Annotated in this window: 19 protein-coding genes; 7 read left to right on the top strand and 12 right to left on the bottom strand. The window is 29.4% G+C overall.

The window, feature by feature from the left end:
* Nucleotides 1-60: 60 nt before the first annotated feature.
* The 6 genes from WG951_RS03945 to WG951_RS03970 all read right to left on the bottom strand — a co-directional run bounded on the left by WG951_RS03945 (nucleotide 61) and on the right by WG951_RS03970 (nucleotide 4464).
* Complete coding sequence (locus WG951_RS03945; protein WP_105049384.1) at nucleotides 61-1527, bottom strand: CotH kinase family protein; 1467 nt, start codon at nucleotides 1525-1527, stop codon at nucleotides 61-63.
* 43 nt (nucleotides 1528-1570) lie between these two features.
* A complete protein-coding gene (locus tag WG951_RS03950) occupies nucleotides 1571-1864 on the bottom strand; it encodes an EF-hand domain-containing protein (protein ID WP_105048900.1) in 294 nt (97 codons plus the stop codon).
* Between the two features lie 229 nt (nucleotides 1865-2093).
* A complete protein-coding gene (locus WG951_RS03955; protein WP_105048901.1) occupies nucleotides 2094-2582 on the bottom strand; it encodes a Spy/CpxP family protein refolding chaperone in 489 nt (162 codons plus the stop codon).
* A gap of 5 nt (nucleotides 2583-2587) precedes the next feature.
* Nucleotides 2588-2911, bottom strand: coding sequence for a hypothetical protein (locus WG951_RS03960; protein WP_105048902.1), 324 nt, complete (start codon nucleotides 2909-2911; stop codon nucleotides 2588-2590).
* 60 nt (nucleotides 2912-2971) lie between these two features.
* Nucleotides 2972-3550, bottom strand: coding sequence for an RNA polymerase sigma factor (locus WG951_RS03965; RefSeq protein WP_105048903.1), 579 nt, complete (start codon nucleotides 3548-3550; stop codon nucleotides 2972-2974).
* An 83-nt stretch (nucleotides 3551-3633) separates the two neighbouring features.
* Nucleotides 3634-4464, bottom strand: coding sequence for a mechanosensitive ion channel family protein (locus WG951_RS03970; RefSeq protein ID WP_105048904.1), 831 nt, complete (start codon nucleotides 4462-4464; stop codon nucleotides 3634-3636).
* Nucleotides 4465-4604: 140 nt separating this feature from the next.
* Between WG951_RS03970 and WG951_RS03975 the strand changes: the two genes are divergently transcribed.
* Genes WG951_RS03975 through lipA form a run of 5 tightly spaced genes read left to right on the top strand, consistent with a single transcriptional unit; the run spans nucleotide 4605 to nucleotide 8615 of the window.
* Nucleotides 4605-4808, top strand: a complete 204-nt coding sequence (locus WG951_RS03975; RefSeq protein WP_105048905.1) for a membrane or secreted protein — start codon at nucleotides 4605-4607, stop codon at nucleotides 4806-4808.
* 15 nt (nucleotides 4809-4823) lie between these two features.
* Entirely contained in the window at nucleotides 4824-5927 is a 1104-nt protein-coding gene (locus WG951_RS03980) for a glycosyltransferase (RefSeq protein WP_211296712.1), read from the top strand.
* Nucleotides 5918-6481, top strand: coding sequence for an RNA polymerase sigma factor (locus WG951_RS03985; RefSeq protein WP_105048906.1), 564 nt, complete (start codon nucleotides 5918-5920; stop codon nucleotides 6479-6481). Before WG951_RS03980 ends, WG951_RS03985 begins: the two co-directional genes overlap by 10 nt.
* Before the next feature lie 3 nt (nucleotides 6482-6484).
* A complete protein-coding gene (locus WG951_RS03990) occupies nucleotides 6485-7720 on the top strand; it encodes an Nramp family divalent metal transporter (RefSeq protein ID WP_105048907.1) in 1236 nt (411 codons plus the stop codon).
* Between the two features lie 25 nt (nucleotides 7721-7745).
* A complete protein-coding gene (gene lipA / locus WG951_RS03995) occupies nucleotides 7746-8615 on the top strand; it encodes a lipoyl synthase (RefSeq protein ID WP_105048908.1) in 870 nt (289 codons plus the stop codon).
* A gap of 290 nt (nucleotides 8616-8905) precedes the next feature.
* Here the strand turns inward: lipA and pheT are convergent, their stop codons facing one another.
* Nucleotides 8906-11332, bottom strand: a complete 2427-nt coding sequence (pheT, locus tag WG951_RS04000; protein WP_105048909.1) for a phenylalanine--tRNA ligase subunit beta — start codon at nucleotides 11330-11332, stop codon at nucleotides 8906-8908.
* A 130-nt stretch (nucleotides 11333-11462) separates the two neighbouring features.
* On the opposite strand from pheT, the gene WG951_RS04005 reads away from it, so the two are divergent.
* On the top strand, nucleotides 11463-13463 hold the full coding sequence (locus WG951_RS04005) for an LTA synthase family protein (RefSeq protein WP_105048910.1): 2001 nt from the start codon (nucleotides 11463-11465) through the stop codon (nucleotides 13461-13463).
* 137 nt (nucleotides 13464-13600) lie between these two features.
* Here WG951_RS04005 and WG951_RS04010 read toward each other — a convergent pair whose 3' ends face one another.
* Genes WG951_RS04010 through WG951_RS04030 form a run of 5 tightly spaced genes read right to left on the bottom strand, consistent with a single transcriptional unit; the run spans nucleotide 13601 to nucleotide 17623 of the window.
* Nucleotides 13601-14176, bottom strand: a complete 576-nt coding sequence (locus WG951_RS04010; protein ID WP_105048911.1) for a phosphatase PAP2 family protein — start codon at nucleotides 14174-14176, stop codon at nucleotides 13601-13603.
* Entirely contained in the window at nucleotides 14166-15329 is a 1164-nt protein-coding gene (locus WG951_RS04015) for a peptidylprolyl isomerase (protein WP_105048912.1), read from the bottom strand. Before WG951_RS04015 ends, WG951_RS04010 begins: the two co-directional genes overlap by 11 nt.
* A gap of 11 nt (nucleotides 15330-15340) precedes the next feature.
* Nucleotides 15341-16066: an FKBP-type peptidyl-prolyl cis-trans isomerase gene (locus WG951_RS04020; protein ID WP_105048913.1), complete on the bottom strand. Its 726-nt coding sequence runs from the start codon at nucleotides 16064-16066 to the stop codon at nucleotides 15341-15343.
* 2 nt (nucleotides 16067-16068) lie between these two features.
* The gene (gldI, locus tag WG951_RS04025) at nucleotides 16069-16605 is read right to left on the bottom strand and encodes a gliding motility-associated peptidyl-prolyl isomerase GldI (RefSeq protein WP_105048914.1); all 537 of its coding nucleotides are present in this window, start codon (nucleotides 16603-16605) and stop codon (nucleotides 16069-16071) included.
* Complete coding sequence (locus WG951_RS04030) at nucleotides 16595-17623, bottom strand: DHH family phosphoesterase (protein ID WP_105048915.1); 1029 nt, start codon at nucleotides 17621-17623, stop codon at nucleotides 16595-16597. The genes gldI and WG951_RS04030 overlap by 11 nt, the downstream gene beginning before the upstream one ends.
* A gap of 466 nt (nucleotides 17624-18089) precedes the next feature.
* On the opposite strand from WG951_RS04030, the gene WG951_RS04035 reads away from it, so the two are divergent.
* Nucleotides 18090-18509 (top strand): nucleoside-diphosphate kinase, encoded by a 420-nt coding sequence (locus tag WG951_RS04035; RefSeq protein ID WP_105048916.1) that lies wholly within the window; start codon nucleotides 18090-18092, stop codon nucleotides 18507-18509.
* The last annotated feature ends 16 nt before the right edge of the window (nucleotides 18510-18525 follow it).

Here is an 18525-nt window from a genome sequence, read left to right on the forward strand (position 1 = left end):
AAAGCTTCACAATTTCTTATAAAGCTTTTAATAACTAACCAAATTCAAATACTATTTTCTTTAATTTAAATAAGCTGATACTGCAGCTTTTCTAGAAGTTGCATGTGATTTTAACTGGCTAACTGCCGATTGAAAATCTGAACTACTATTTAAAAAAGTATACCCGCTAACTTCTGATGTTGCATATTCTTCTACCAAAGCAGCATAACTTGTATATAAAGCCTGAATTGTACTTTCATTAAACGCACCATTTATAACCTCTTCTACATACGCATCATACTTTTCTTTATAAACCTCATCTTGATACATGTAACCAATTAAAGGCCATTGAGACGCTGTTAAGCCTGAGAAATTTAAAGGTAAAGAACCTCCCATTTTACCAGTTTGTAAAGCTTCATTATTATCCCAAGGAATCCAAGTTAATTTACTCGTAGCCGGATCATTGTATAAGAAATAGTTATGTGTCATTCTACCATACGTATCCCAGTTTTGAACCACTGTGTTTACTGCTAAATATTTTAAAAAGATGTCTGTATCAAAAACAGCATCTAAACTGGTTCTCCAAGCTTCAGGATCTGAAGTTCTTGTACCATCATTTATAATTGTTAAAAGACTTTGTACATCAGAAAAATCTGCCTCATCTTCATTATTCTTTTTCACATATTCATCTTCATCAAAAGTTCCGCTTGCAAAACTTGCTGCATCTCCATCTGGTTTGTATAAGTTTCCGTCATCATCAGAAAATTGTGTATCTAAAACACTTCCATCTACTTCTTCAACTAAAGTATACAATCCAAAATACTGTGGTCCATCTCCATGATCTACATATAAGGTGTAAAATGCGGTGTGAGATGCTGCTAAACCAGCATTTCTAAACACATCTGTGGCTACCTTTTCTCTTAACATAGAGCTATCATCATAATTATTTTTAAGGCTTAATTTCTTAATTCCGTAAAAACGTTGATTCTTTATTTGAGGATAATCATCTTCAAACTCATCAAAATCTAATTTAAATGATAATTTTAAAATCCCTGCTTCCCAACTGCTTTTTAAGCTAGAATTTCCTTTAAAACGCAAACCAACACGATACCATTCTTTCCCTTCATAAAACACTTCTCCTGGTACAAAAATAGGGTCTTCATCTATATCAGTTGTAACAATACCAGGTCCCCCTGCTCCACCAGGACCACCAGCTCCTCCAGGTCCACCAGCAGAACTTCCTCCAAATGTGCCGTAAAGGTTTTCCATATCATCTAACATGGTTTGCCAACGCTCTTCAGTAATTACAAAGTCTAACCTTTTTACTGTGTTGTCTTCAAAAACTTCGCTAATATTTGGGTCTACATCTTTACTATGTGTAGCTTCGGTCCAATCTATTGCTTCAAAATCTGTATCATCTATTACTACAGCAACTTCATTACTATCATCTGTGTCATCTACTGTAACATCAGAAACATCATCACTTGTACACGAAAAAATAAAAAGTGTAATCACAAATGAGAATAATTGAATTTTATAATTTTTCATAATTAATTGTTTGATTGATTTTTTTGATTCCTTTTTGTTATTCTTAATTTCTTGGTCTTTCTCTTCTTTCTGGTTTTGGGGCATCTTTCAGTTCTTTTTCTGAGATAAAACCATCTTCATTGGTATCTATTTTTTTAAAATCTTTTGCCAAAGGCCCTTTTACTTCTTTTTGAGAAATTTTACCATCTTCATTAGCATCAAACTCTTTTAAAAGTTGTTTAAATGTTGGTGGTCCTTTTGGTTTTTCATCAGAATTGCCTGCTTGTGCAAAAGTTGATACTGATAAACCAAAAGAAACTATTAATACTGCTAAAATTTTATTTGTTGATTTTTTCATTTTAAATATATTTATTAAGTTTATATACCTTTAGATGCAAGCACTTTTAAAAACTTGTGCACGTTAACTTTACTTTAACATATCTAATTAAAAAATAGTAGCCCTATAAACTAAAGCATTAATTTTATTATAAAACACTTTAAAAATTAACTTCATTATTGTCAAAAAAAAAAATCCAAAGCAGTTAAGATTTGGATTTTTTTTTAAAATTAAAATACGGATAAATATATTATCTCGGTGGTGGCATTCTATCGTTATCATGAGGAGGAGGCATCCTACCATCATTTGGCGGCATTCTATCTCCGCCTCTTATTGCTTCTTTAATTATTTCATCAAACTTTTGCACTTGATCTGCTGTACAAATATCTCTTACCTGTTTAAAAAATGAAAAAACTTCTGCATCTTTTTTGGCTTGTATAAGTCCAATTTTTGTGGTTAAAGAATCAATTGTAAAGTTTTCTTTATTAAAGCCATCAAATAAAAAATCTTTTTGATCTTTAAGCTGATCTTCTAGACCTCTCATTACCTGTCTATGCGCTGTATCTAAAGTTCTAAATGCCGCTTTTTGAGTTTCGGTAAACCTCAATTGCTCTGTTAAAAAATTTCTTGTCGGATTATTTCTTTGATTTTCATGGGGCTTTTTTACCACCATAAAAATTAATACACCATTTAATAGTAATAATAAAATAAGAAGAATTGGAAGTAATTTTGATTTCATAACTTTTAATTTAAAATAGAACTGCTATCTGATTGTAAAGAGTATTCTTGCGCAAACGTTTTAATGTCTGAATTAGAACTAGTACTTTGTGACGAATTGTTAAAAGCATAAAAAATAGTTCCGAAATTTAATAACAATATAACACTCAAAGTTGCCAATTGCAATTGCGGTGTAAACCAAGAAAAAACAGGTTGTTTCACTTCCTTTTCAGCTTGTATTTTTTGCAAAACCTTATGCTTAAAAAAGTGATTTACCTCTACCTTTTCTATAGCTTCTAATGATTTAAAAGTATCATCTACTTGCTGGTTTATGTCTTTTTTAGTTTTCATTTTTTTGTGTTCTTAAAACAATACTATTTATTTAGATGCTAGAAATTATAAAAACTTGCACTAATTTTCTGATTTATAAAAATTTTCTAATTTTTCTTGTAATCCTTTCTTTGCTCGAAACATTAAAGACTCTACTGACGACAAGCTTTTACCTGTAATTCCTACAATTTCTTGATAGCTTTTATCATCAATCTTTGCCAAGGTAAAAACAACTCTTTGTGCTTCTGGCAAGGTATTTATAGCCTTAAAGATGATGGCAGATTTTTCTTGATTCTCTAATAAAATTCCTGGATGATTAACTTCTGTAAAATAACTGGTTTTATCTAAAGGTATTTCATTACCTAAAATTGTTTGCATAAACGCAAACCTTTTTTTAGTATTCTTTTTTCTGATAAATTCTAAACACTTATTGGTTGCTATTTTATAAATCCAAGTAGATAATTTAGAATCTCCTTTAAATTTATTTATCGACTTAAACACTTCTAAAAAAACTTCTTGCGCAACATCTTCTGCATCTTCTTTATTAGGAATAAAGGAAATACAGGTACCAAAAACTTTCTGCTGATAATCATCTAAAAGTTGACCAAATGCGGCTTGTTTTCCGGCTTGTAATTCTACGATAAAAGATTTTTCGTTCAAAAGGGGTAATTTATCAAAAAGTAAACATACAAAAAAAGACTGCTTCTTAAAACAGTCTTTTCTAAATATTATGTCTATAAAATTTATTTTGTCATGGTAACCACACGTTGTGGTAAAGGTGCTTCGTAATTTGCATTACCAAGAGCTTGTACAATTTCTTGTCTTGTATCCCAATAAACATCCCAATAATTCTCACAATTTGCATAAGGTAATGCTAACAATTCTACACTATTAACGCCTAAATTATTTACAGCAACTCTTGGTGCATTTGCCCCTTCTTGTAAAACATTTTTATCTTTTTTAAGTACATCTAAAACAATTTGTTTAGCTTTTTCAATATCCGAACCATATCTAATAGCAAACGGCATGTCTATACGTAAATTACCTATTTTAGTTAAATTGGTAATTTTATTTGATGTAATTGCAGAGTTTGGAATAATTTCTGTTTCATTTTGAAACGTTTCTATAACTGTAACAAAAACAGAAATTTCTTTTACAAAACCAAATGCTCCATTTGTTTTAATTAAATCTCCCACCTTAAATGGTTTAAAAATAAGCAACATAATACCAGAAGCAATATGCCCTAAAGAACCATTAAAAGCCGCACCAATTGCTAAACCAACACCTGCTAATAAAGCTGCAAAAGAAGCCATCGGTAAACCTACAATTCCTGCAATAGAAATAATTAATAATAATTTTAAAATAAACCCAATAGTTGTTAATAGAAAAGGTTGTAAAGTTTCGTCTAATTTTGTTTTTTCAAACGCTTTAGAGATTCCTTTCATAATCATCCTAATAATCCATAACCCTATAATTAAGGCTGCGATAGCACCAATTAATTGAAGTCCCCAATCTGCTAAACCTGAAGAAATTGAATTGTAAAAATTTTTTAAAGCTTCTGTTGTTGTTTCCATTTTATTTTTTTTGATTTTTTTGAAATTTGTTTCAAAATTATGACCCTATTTTCTTTAAAAAGTCACTCTACAAAATATTTAGAGTAGATTTTTAAAAAAGAAAAATAAGAATATGTATCTTTGTAATACAATTATTTATTATGAAATTAATATTTATTACTATAGGTTTATTAGCAGTTGGTGTTGCTGGGATTGCTATTAAAATTTGGGCAAAAAAAGATGGTAAATTTGCAGGTACTTGTGCAAGTCAAAACCCAGTGTTAAACAAAACCGGAGAACCTTGTGGCTTTTGCGGAAAAGCTCCTGATCAGTTTGATTCTTGTGCCGAACCACAACATAATTAATTCCTTTTTTTCTGAATGATTTTATCTGTACTTTTCTACTTATTTGTAGTATTTACAGGAATTCAGCTTGTCTATTATTTTATTTTTTCTTCATTTTTATTTGACACAAAAAAAGATAAAAAAAAAGACGTTGATATTCCTATTTCCGTTATTGTTTGCGCAAAAAATGAAGCTGAAAATCTAAAAAAATTTTTACCTTCAATTTTAAACCAAGCATATACCAATTTCGAAGTTATTTTAATTGATGACGCTTCTTCTGATGAAACTGCTGAAGTAATGGCATCTTTTAAAGAGAAACACGATAATATTAAAATTATTAGTGTTGAAAACATTGAAGCTTTTTGGGGAAATAAAAAATACGCACTTACTCTAGGTATTAAAGGTGCAAAAAATGATCATTTACTATTTACAGATGCAGATTGCAAACCAGTATCTAAATACTGGATTTCTGAAATGGTTAGAAATTTCACTAAAGAAAAAACCATTATTTTAGGATATGGTAAATATAAAAAGGAAAAATCATTGGTAAACCTTTTTGTAAGATTCGAAACCCTATTAACTGCCATTCAGTATTTTAGTTATGCAAAATTAGGTGCTCCTTATATGGGGGTTGGTAGAAATTTAGCCTATCATAGGTCTGAGTTTTTTAATGTAAAAGGTTTTATAAATCACATACATATTAAATCTGGAGATGATGATTTATTTATTCAAGATGCTGCCACTAAAGAAAACACCACGTTTTCTATCTCTAAAAAAAGTTTTACAGAATCACTAGCCCCAAAAAGCTTTGCAGAATGGTTTCAACAAAAAAGAAGACACATTTCTACATCTAAACATTATAAAACAAAACACAAATTCTTTTTAGGTTTCTTTTTTGTAACAAAGGTTTTCTTTTATCTTTTAGCAATCATTCTATTTTTCTTGTATTCTTGGAAAATTATATTACCCATCTTTTTAACCTATTATCTGGTTCAATTTATTGTGATAGGATTTTCTTCAAAAAAATTGAACGAACCAACCATTACTTATTTTTTACCTTTTTTAGAAATAGGCTTACTAATTTTCCAATTTTCGATATTTATCACTAATTTGTCGTCAAAACCAAATCATTGGAAATAAACGATTCTAAACTAGAAATAAACATATCTAAAGCCAAAAGTGGAAATCAATCTGCTTTTAGGTATTTATTAGATACTTTTTGGTCTGCAGTTTATAATTATCAATTAAAACGTACGCAAAGCGAAAACGAAGCAGAAGATATTACTATTCAAACCTTTTCTAAAGCTTTTGATAAAATTAATACGTTTGACGAAAAATATGTTTTTAAAACTTGGCTTATTGCCATTTCTAAAAATGTTCATATCGATTTATTACGGAAAAAAAATATTTCTATCGCTGCAGATACTTCTAAAGAGCAAGAAGAAAAAGCTTATTTAGTGGTTGATGAAAGCCCTACCCCAGAAGACAAAATTATTACCGAACAAAATTTAGCAAAATTGTTAAGAGACATCAAACAATTAAAACCTAAATATCAAGAAGTAATTCAGTTACGTTATTTTCAAGAATTATCTTACAAAGAAATTTCAGAACAAATTAACGAACCTATGAATAACGTAAAAGTAAAATTATTAAGAGCAAAAAAATTATTAGCGGAGATCATTAAAAAATCTTAAGCTATGAAAAAATCCTTCTTACACTCTTTAGGACCAGGGTTATTATTTGCAGGCGCTGCTATAGGTGTTTCTCATTTAGTACAGTCTACCAGAGCTGGGGCAGAATTTGGCTTTGGTTTACTATGGGCATTGTTGCTAGTGCATATCTTTAAATATCCTTTTTTTCAATTTGGTCCACGTTATGCGGCTGCAACAGGAGAAACCCTACTAGAAGGCTACAAAAAATTAGGAAAAGGTGTTTTAATAACATACTACATTCTTAATTTTGCAACTATGTTTACCATACAAGCAGCGGTAACAATTGTTACTGCTGGTTTAGCATCGCAACTTTTTGGCATTACCAATGATTTAGTTTTGTGGTCTACCTTAATTATGTTTATCAGTTTGATATTCTTAGTAGTTGGTAAATATAGATTGTTAGATAATTTAATGAAGTTTATCATCATTATTTTAACTCTTAGCACCATTTTGGCAGTAAGTATTGCTTTGTTTAATACTAAAGATACTTTTGATGTTACTCAGATTATTCCATCTGGAGCCGTAGAACTTACTTTTTTAATTGCTTTTTTAGGATGGATGCCTGCACCCTTAGATGTTTCTATTTGGCATTCTATTTGGTCTGTAGAAAAAGACAAAACAAACGTTATAAAAACCAAAAGAACAGCAGCTGTTTTTGATTTTAATGTTGGTTATATAGCCACTTTATTTTTAGGTATTTGCTTTGTGCTTTTAGGTGCTTTGGTAATGTATAAATCCGGAGAAACATTTTCTAATAAAGGAGGTGTCTTTGCTTCTCAATTGATTTATCTATACACAAAAAATTTAGGTAATTTTTCTTATCTACTTATTGCTATTGCTGCTTTTACAACCATGTTTAGCACTACAATTACAACCATGGATGCTTCTCCTAGGGCAATGAATAGAACTACAAAACTATTATTTAATAAGACGTTTAAATTTGGATATTGGTTTTGGATCATCACCTTGTTTTTAGGCACTTTTTTAATCTTAAAATATTTTATGGATGATATGGGGCTACTTATAAAAATAGCCACTATTTTATCTTTTTTAACAGCGCCTTTTTACGCCATTTTAAACTACAAATTAATTACAGGTAAACACACTCCTAAAGAACATCAACCAGGTATTTATTTAAGAATCTTAAGTATTGCCGGCATTGTCTTCTTAATCGGATTTAGTATTTGGTTTTTAAGCAGTATTTCAAACTTTTCTTCGTAAATTTGTTTTTCAATTTAGAAATAAAATGGCAATAGAATCTGTAATACTTCCAGAAAAACAAAAAAAACCCAAATGGCTACGTGTAAAATTACCTGTGGGTAAAAAATACACCGAATTAAGGTCTTTGGTAGATAAATATAAACTGAATACCATTTGTACTAGTGGAAGCTGCCCAAACATGGGAGAATGTTGGGGAGAAGGAACTGCTACATTTATGATTTTAGGTAATATCTGTACACGTTCTTGTGGTTTTTGCGGTGTAAAAACCGGAAGACCAGAAACCGTAGAATGGGATGAACCAGAAAAAGTAGCTCGTTCTATAAAATTAATGAGCATTAAACATGCTGTTATAACTTCTGTTGATAGAGACGATTTAAAAGATGGTGGATCTATTATATGGGCAGAAACCGTAGATGCTATTCGTAGAGCAAACCCTAAGACAACTTTAGAAACTTTAATTCCAGATTTTCAAGGAAACACTAAACAAATAGATAGAGTTATAGAAGTGCATCCAGAAGTAGTTTCTCATAATATGGAAACTGTAAGAAGGTTAACGAGAGAAGTTAGAATTCAGGCGAAGTACGATAGAAGTTTAGGTGTTTTAAAATACTTAAAAGAAAAAGGCATGCGTACTAAAACAGGTTTAATGCTTGGTTTAGGAGAAAAAGAAGAAGAAGTAATACAAACCATGAAAGATTTACGTGCAGTAAACTGCGATATTCTTACTATTGGTCAATATTTACAACCTACTAAAAATCATTTACCTGTTCTAGAATTTATTACTCCAGAGCAATTTAAAAAATACGAAACTTTAGGCTTAGAAATGGGCTTTATGTACGTAGAAAGTGGAGCATTAGTTCGTTCTTCTTATAAAGCACATAAACACGCGGTATAACACTTATAACTTAATAACACTTTTGCTAAAAGTTTAATATATTAGCATTATAACCCAGTAAATTTAACGATTCTCAATAGATAGTCGTTTTTTTTATAAAATAACCGTAAAAAGACTTTTAAATTATCATATCAGCATTTAATGTTTTATTTTTGTAGGGTACTTTAAAAGGTACCCTAAAAACAACTTGATATACTGTTTTTATGCATAAATTTGAATTAATTAATAAAAAAACCATCTCAAAATGAGATGGTTTTTTTATTACACTATATTTAAAGAATACCTTATAATTATCTTAAAACAGCATCTAAATTCTTTTCGAAAGATTGCTGTAGTTTTTGCATTATTTTATCAATTTGTTTGTCTGCTAACGTTTTTGTTTCATCTTGTAGTAAGAAACTCACTGCATACGATTTTTTGCCTTCAGGTAATTTATCACCTTCATAAACATCAAATAAATCTACCTCTTTTAATAGCTTTCTTTCAGATTGAAAAGCCAAATTATAAACCTCATTAAACGCTACTTTAGTGTCTAATAATAAAGCTAAATCACGTTTTACAGCAGGAAACTTAGGGTTTTCAATTACTTTAATTTTCTTATTTCCTACTAAAGTTAAAATAGCATCCCAATTAAAATCAGCAAATAAAACCTCTTGTTTAATTCCAAATTCTTTTAAAACAGCGCCTTTAACCACTCCAAATTCTACTAATTTTATTTTTCCTAATCCTAAAGAAATTCCTTCAGAAAAAATATCTTGTTTGGTTGGTGAAGACTTTAATTTATCAATACCTAATCTACTTAATACAGATGTTATAATTCCTTTTACATAAAAGAAATCAGAAGTTTTGTTAGCAACACTCCAACTTTCTTTTGTTCTGTTTCCGGTAACAAAAAGCGTTAAGTGCTTGTTCTCTTCATATTTTTCTCCGTATTTATGATATGTTTTACCAAATTCATAAAACTGTAAAGAATTATTTTTTCTATTGATATTATAAGCTACCGATTCTAAACCACTAAATAATAAAGACTGACGTAATACTTTTAAATCGTTACTTAACGGATTTAACATCGCTACATTAGCTTCTTCATTAATATTCTCTGACAACTCCACATATTCTGGTTTTGTTAAAGAATTGGCCATGGTTTCATTAAAACCTAATGCACTCAATTGATTTGCAATAACATTTTCTATCTTCGTTTCTTTATTAGAATCAAAAGAAATTGATGTATTTAATTTGTGAGAAAACTCAATATTATTGTATCCATAAACTCTTAAGATCTCTTCAATAATATCTGCTTCACGTTGCACGTCTGTTCTATACGAAGGAATTGTTAATCCTAAACCTCCATTAGTTTCACTGTTTATTTTAATTTCTAAAGAAGCTAAAATATTTTTTATGGTTTCTTTAGGAATCTCCTGCCCTATTAATCTATATACATGTTCATAAGACAAAAACACCTGAAAATCTTGAATTTTTAAAGGATAAAAATCAGAAATATCCGACGCTAATTTACCACCTGCATATTCTTCGATTAACAAAGCGGCTCTTTTTAAAGCATACTCTGTAGTATTAATATCGATACCACGTTCAAAACGGAAAGATGCATCTGTATTTAAACCATGTCTTTTAGCCGTTTTACGAACGCTGACAGGATTAAAGTAAGCACTTTCTAAAAATATTGAGGTAGTATTATTTGTAACACCAGATTTTAAACCACCAAAAACACCTGCTATACAAAGTGGGTTAGAGTCTGCATCACAAATCATAATATCTTCTGATGACAATTCTCTTTCTACCTCATCTAAAGTGGTAAACTTTGTACCTTGCTCTAAGGTTTTTACCAAAATTTTATTTCCTTTTATTTTCTGAGCATCAAATGCATGTAAAGGTTGCCCAAGTTCGTGCAATACATAATTTGTAATATCTACAATATTATTTTTAGGCGTAATACCAATAGCTTTTAATCTATTTTGTATCCATTCTGGCGAATCTTTAACCTCTACATCTGTAATGGTAATACCGCAATAGCGAGGAACTAATTCTTTATTTTCTACTTCTACATCTAAACGCAAAGTTCTTTCGTCTACATGAAAATTACTTACAGAAGGCGATATCAATTCTAATTTAATATCTTTTTGAATTAATCCTGCACGTAAATCTCTTGCTACACCAAAATGGCTCATAGCATCAGATCTATTAGGTGTTAACCCAATTTCGAAAATATAATCTGTTTCTATTTTAAAAACTTCTGCAGCCGGAGTTCCAACTTTTAATTTTTTATCTAAAACTAAAATTCCATCATGGCCTTTACCTAAACCTAATTCGTCTTCGGCACAAATCATTCCATGACTTTCTTCTCCTCTAATTTTACCTTTTTTAATTTTAAAACCATCACCTTTATCGTCATATAAAGTAGTTCCAATTGTGGCTACAGGTACTTTTTGTCCTGCTGCTACATTTGGGGCACCACAAACAATTTGTACTGGCCCTCCAGATCCTAAATCTACTGTAGTTACTTTTAGTCTATCTGCATTGGGGTGTTGTATACAAGTTAATACTTTACCTACAACAATTCCTTTTAAACTTCCTTTAATCGATTCTTTGGTTTCAATTCCTTCCACCTCTAATCCTAAATCGGTTAACAATTCTCCTGTTTTAATAGGTTCCCAATCTACCTGTAAAAATTGTTGCAACCAATTGTATGATATTTTCATGTTCTTCTCTAGGTTTGTTAGCTGCAAATTTACTTAAAATCTAGTTTTTATTATCCTTTTTCATTTTAAAAACGAAAAAATATTTTTAACAATTTTAAAATAAATACCTTTGTAGTCTTAATCATTAATAATGCTACAGAAAATACCTAATTATATCAAATACATTTTTACAAATGTTTTATTTTTATTTCTATATATCCTTATTTTTAGAATCCTTTTTTATCAGTTTTTCGCTCAATTAGACGAAGTTTCTTCTTCTGAAATTCAAAAAGCTTTTTGGCTTGGTATTCGTTTCGATTTAAAGTTGGCTGTAATTACTTTTTTCCCTTTAGCTGCTTTAATATTGATTGTTAATTATCAATTTTTTAAAAAGAAAATTTATAAAAAAATTGCCAACCTATATTTAATTTTATGTTATTTAATATTAACACTATTTTTCCTTTTTGATTTTGGCTATTATGATTATTTAAGCATCCGTTTAGATGCTTCTTCTTTACGTTTTCTTAGTAATTTAAAAATATCTAGCCAGGTTTTAGTTGAGAGTTACCCTATTTATAAAGGCCTTCTAGGATTGTTATTGCTTTGTTTTATTATTTATAAATTATCTAAATTTATTTATAACGCTTATACAAATCAAACAAACACACTTTCTAAAAAAATTAAAACATTCTATTTTATTGGTACTGTTTTACTTTTATCTTACGGAATCTACAACAGCTTAACTCACTACCCTTTACGATGGAGTCAGGCTTTTTTTTCTAAAAAGAACGAGGTAAATCAATTTGCCCTAAATCCTGTTTTATACTTTTTTGATAGTTTTGCTTATCGTAATGAAGGAATAGATCTAAAAAGTTTTAAAAATTATTATCCTGTAATGGCTAATTATTTAAACCTACCTAAAGATAAAGTTTCTTTTGAAAGAAAGGTTGTTTTTGATTCTACTTATACTAAAAAACCAAATGTAGTTATTGTAATGATGGAATCTGTTGGCGTTAAACCAATGAGTTATTTTGGAAATCCAATTCATAGTACTCCAAAAATGGATTCTATTATTAAAAAAAGTTTGGTTTTTTCTAACTTCTATGTTCATAAATCAGGAACAGCACCTAGTGTTTTTGCAAGTGTTACTGGCTTACCAGATATAGATGGTGTTAGAACCGCTTCTAGAAACCCATTAATTCAGGATCAGCGTATAATTTTTGATCAATTTAAAGGTTATGAAAAATTATATTTTTTAGGCGGAAGTGCCAATTGGGCAAATATTAGAAGTGTTTTTCAATCGAATATAAAAGGCTTAAAAATATTTGAAGAAGGCAGCTACAAAACAGAAAAAAGAGCTGATGTTTGGGGAATAGATGATTATGAATTATTTAAAGAATCTAATAAAGAATTAGAAAAATTATCTAAAGAAAACAAACCTTTTATAGCATATATACAAACGGCCTCTAACCACATGCCTTTTACGGTACCAGATGAACAAGAAAGCTATAAGCCTTTAAATGAAAATGAGGTTAGCGATGCTTTGTTAGAAAAGTCTGGTTTTAAATCTGTAGCACAGTTAAATGCATTAAGATATTTAGATTTTAATATTGGTAAATTTTTAGAAAGAGCTAAAAATTCTGGCTATTATGATAATACTATTTTCGCTTTTTTTGGCGATCATAACACGGCTATGAAACGAACCGAAAATTTTACCAAAGAATATGATTTAAATATTCAATTACAACATGTACCTTTCTTTATAAATGCACCTAACTTTGTTAAAACAGGTACAATGACTAAGAATGGAAAATTAATAGATTTGTTTCCAACCATTGCTAGTTTGGCTAAAGTAAATCATACAAATTATACACTTGGTAATAATTTACTAGATTCTCTTCCTAAAAATACGGCTTCTTTTGTTTATCTTAAAAGTAAAGGAGAACCTACTGTTGGTTTAATTCAAGATAGCTTATATTACTCTAAAACCAATATTAGTAAAACAACTGGTTTGTATAATTTAAATACTAAAGAGGTAAAAGATATTCAGAATGAACATCCATTAATTTCAAAGAAGATGGATAGTTTATTATCTGCCTATTATCACTCTACAAAATATTTATACTTAAATAATAAAAAGAAGAAACAATAATATTGTTTTCTGTTGATTAAAAAACCAACTTTAAATAAAGCTGAATTATTAATACTAAAGGTAATTTGGCTTTATTTAATTAGTTTGAGAATTAAGAACAAACCTTAATTTTAATTTAAGAAAGTTAACTTTTTAATCTACTGGATAAATAGTTTCTTGTCTACCTTCTTAAAAAAGAAGTAATAGATATTTGCAAAAGTAACTCCTACAATAATTCCTACAGAAATATCAATAGGAAAATGTACGCCTAAATACAATCTACTATAAGCAAAAATTAAGGGCCAAAATAAAACAAAATAAATGTATTTGTATTTATCTCTTAAAAGCAATACTACAAATACAGAAAAGAATGTAGATGTTGTTGCGTGACCAGACATAAAACTATAACTCTGAGGGTTAATGAGCGTTCTTAATAAGTGTTTTATTTCTGGATCGTTATTAGGACGTAAACGTTGTACCGAATTTTTTATAAGGTTTGTAAATTGATCTGAAAATGCCACCAATAAAATCATGGAAAGTATCATAACACCACCACGTTTCCAACCAAAAGCTTTAATTGTTAAATAAAAAATAAAAAGGAACAATGGGCTCCAATAAAGTTGATTGGTAATTACCAACCAAAATGGGTCCCATTGTTCACTTCCTAAATTGTTTAGAAAAACTAATAAATTCTTATCAAAATGTATAATGCTTTCTAACAAATTATTTTCCAATTTTTAATACTTCAATTTCAAAAACTAAATCTGATTTTGCAGGAAAAGGACCGTATTTTTCTTCTCCATACCCTAAATAGTATGGAATAAATAAACGTACCTTTTCTCCTTCATTCATGGTTAAAACACCTTCTTTAAAACCAGCAATCATAGGTCTTTGAGCATCATCTAACTGACACACAAAAGGAGCTGCATTAGTATCTGAAGTAGATTGAATTTTTTTACCGTCTGCCGTATACAACGTGTAATGAATAGACAATGGTTTATTATCAACTATTTTTTTACCTGAAGTTTTCTTTAACTTTAATATTCGAAGTCCAGAAGATGTTTTTACAGCTTTGGCCTCATCCATTTTAGCTAAAAAGGCAGCTTTTTCAACCAAATAATTCGCATATCTAGCTTTTTCAACTTCCTCTTCTGCTTTTTTATGATCTTTTTCTGAATTTTCAAATTTTACCAATTCAGCGTCAAAAACATTTGCAGCGTTAAAGTTATTGGCTTTAGCTCCTAGTTTAATAATCTTTACAGTTAAAATAGTATCTTTTTGTACAATACTATTTACAACAGCCATTCTTGTAGAGTCTATTGCTTTTTTTAACTGTAAAGAATCTTTAATTTTACTTTTTAATTCTTTTAACTGAACAGAATTTATAACAGTTTTACCAAATACGGTATGTTTACCATCTAAATGAGGTATTGCTTTGTGTGTTATAAAAAACTGAGTGTTATTAGTAGTTGGTCCTGCATTTGCCATAGAAAGAATACCTTTATCATTATGTCTATACATTAAATTTCCATCTTCACTCTTTGGAAATTCATCACCAAAAACATAACCTGCATCTTTTCTACCATTTGCTGTAAAGCCACCACCTTGAATTACAAAATTATCTACAACTCTATGAAAAATAACACCTTCATAAAAGTCTTTCCCTTTTAAAGAATCTACCAACTTACTATTTGTTCCTTCTACAAGAGAAACAAAATTTGCAACTGTCATTGGTACGTTTTCTGCATATAATTCTACTAAAACTTCTCCTTTATTGGTTAAAATTTCAGCATAAACACCATCTTTAAGTTCTTTGTACTTTTCTGGTGTAGTTTTACATGCTGTTAATAAAACAACAAATGCAATTAAGTATTTTAAATTCTTCATCAATGGTATTCTTATTTAATTTCTAATAATTCTACTTCAAAAATTAATGTAGAAAATGGCTTAATATCAGCTCCTTTTTCTTGTGCTCCATAAGCTAATTCTTGAGGAATAAAGAATTTGTATTTAGAACCTACCTTCATTAATTGTACACCTTCTGTCCAACCTTTAATTACTTGATTTAAACCAAATTCAGCTGGAGTTCCTCTATCAACAGAGCTATCAAAAACTTTACCATCTATAGTAGTACCATGGTAATGAACTTTAACTTTAGCAGTTGGTCCTGCTGGTTTATCTCCTTTACCTTCTTTTAAGATAATATATTGTAAACCACTATCTGTAGTAACAACACCTTCTTTAGTTTTGTTTTCTTCTAAAAAAGCTATTCCTGCTTTTTTGTTTTCTCCAAACTTAGCCTCTGCTTCTTTAGCCATTTTTTCTTGCTGCTCTTTCATTTGTTCAGCTTGTTTCTTTTGAAAATATGGGCTTATTACTTTCTGAATATCTTTAATATCAATTAATAAGTTAGTTGAATCTAATCCGTTTCTAATAGCTTGTGTTAAAACATCTTCATTAACTTCTTTAAAACCTTGTTTTAATTGACTAGACATTGTTAAACCAATAGCATAACTAACAGAATCTATTTCTGTTTCTAACGATTTTACTTCTTTTACTTGGTTACCACAAGAAACCATAGATGCTACAACTGCAATTGCTAAAACACTTTTTATTACTTTCATTTTTAATTATTTATATTGATTAATGTTACTGTACTTTTTATTGATTGATTAATTCCTATTTTATTACCATCGCCAGAAAGCCCAAAAGCATTGTATGACGGAATGACAAATGTAATGGTTTCTCCTATTTTCATCAACTTTATTCCTGTTTGAAGTGCAGAAATAAAATCTTCTTTATCTACTTTGTACTGTTTTAAACCCAATTCTTTTTTACTGTAAATTACAGTATCCTGTAAGTCTGTTATATTATATGATAAAGTTACAGTGTTTCCTGCTTTAGGAGTTGGAAGATTTTCTTCTATTTTATTGATATAGGTATACCAAAAACCATTGGGAGAAACTTTATACGTGTTTGTAGAATCTTTTCTAATTACCGATAAAATTTTTTCTTCCTCAATTTTATTTAACCTAATAGACTGATTAATGGTTTCCTTTAAAACAGTGGTAGAAGGTTTTACCATAATAGGTCTTCTTGGTTCTGCTTTTTTAGAACAAGCTAAACACAAAAGACTGGTAAAAATTAAAATTTTAATTTTCATATGAAACTTCTAATTCTTTTTGATATTGTGGTAATAAAGTAACAAATTTTGTTACTGTTTCTTCTAATGAAACGTCAGACCTTCCTCCGGCAGCATTATCATGTCCTCCTCCAGAAAAATGATTTCTAGAAAATTGATTTACAGAAAAGTTACCTTTAGATCTAAAAGAAATTTTTATAATTCCTTGTTCTGTATCTTCAATAAAAATTGCGGCAAAAATAATTCCTTTTAAAGAAAGTGCATAGTTTACAACACCTTCGGTATCTCCTTTTTGAAAATCGAAACGCTTTTTTTCTTCGGACGTTAATGTAATATAAGCTGTTTTGTAAGTTGGTAGAATTTGTAAATTACTTAACGCTTGTCCTAATAGCAATAATCTATTATAAGAATTCGCATCATACACATTATTGTGTATTTTATCATTTTGGGCACCTTTATCAATTAAAGAAGCTATAATTCTATGGGTTGTGCTTGTGGTAGATCTAAAACGAAAAGAGCCTGTATCTGTCATTATACCTGTATACAAACAAGTAGCAATATCTGCATCAATTAAATCTAAATCGTTATTTAATTCTATAAATTGATACACCATTTGGCATGTAGAACAAATAGTCACATCAGAATACATGTATTTTACATCATCTGGTTGTTGATGATGGTCTATCATTGCAAAATCGTTTGGGTATTTTTCTAACGTTTTCTGCATGTCAGAACCTACTCTATGCAAAGCATTAAAGTCTAATAAAAAAATAATGTCTGAAGCATTTATTGCTTTTTGAGACTGACTATTTTGCCAATCGAAACGATATGTTGTTTCTGAACCTGGTAACCAATGTAAAAACTCTGGATACTCATTAGGTACCACAACCGTTGCTTGATGTCCTTTTTTATCTAAATAATGTTTTAATGCCAAGGTACTCCCCATAGCATCTCCATCTGGGTTTCTATGCCCAACAATTACAATATTTCTTGATTGATCAAGAAAACTTTTTAAGTCTTCAAATCCTTTTAAAATCATAAGTGGCGAATATACAATTTAATAACATTGTTCAAAATAAATTTTGTCTTACATTTCTGTTAAACTTAAACATTTAAGCTTTAAATACGGCTATAAAATCAAGCTTTTTTACACCAATTATTAAGTACTTTTTTTTATCAGAAAACAAAAAACACAGAAAATAGTTTCTGATAAAATATTAAAAATAAAGTGTTCTTTTTAATATTTTTATCAGAATACATGTTTTAAGTTATTTAATTGTTCTCGATACAATTTTTAATACCTAAAAATCACTCGAACAGACATTTTAGAGTTTAAAAGGTCTAAATGCACAACAGGTATATTTATTTCTAAAATAATAAATAAATTAAAAAAGGGTTATGAAATCATAGAAGTACTAAATTAAGAACAAGAAATGTTACTAATTTAAGCATAACTTGTAGTTTACATTAAAAAATGTACTTTTGCCAAAATTTTAAAAAATAAAATGGCAACAAACAGAACATTTACAATGCTTAAACCAGATGCTGTAGAAAACGGACATACTGGCGCTATATTAGAAAAAATTAATGCTGCAGGATTTAGAATCGTAGCTCTTAAAAAAACTCAAATGACAAAAGCTGATGCTGAGACTTTTTATGCAGTGCATAATGAGCGTCCGTTTTTTGGAGAACTAGTTGAGTTTATGACACGTGGACCAATTGTAGCTGCAATCTTAGAAAAAGAAAATGCTGTAGAAGATTTTAGAACTTTAATTGGTGCTACAAATCCTGCGGATGCTGCTGAAGGAACTATTAGAAAAATGTATGCTACTTCTATGGGAGAAAATGCTGTACATGGTTCTGATTCTGATGAAAATGCAGAAATCGAAGGAAACTTTCACTTTTCTGGAAGAGAGCAATTTTAAGGGTTTATCAAAAATC

This window comes from Polaribacter butkevichii, assembly GCF_038024105.1.
Lineage (GTDB): Bacteria > Bacteroidota > Bacteroidia > Flavobacteriales > Flavobacteriaceae > Polaribacter > Polaribacter butkevichii.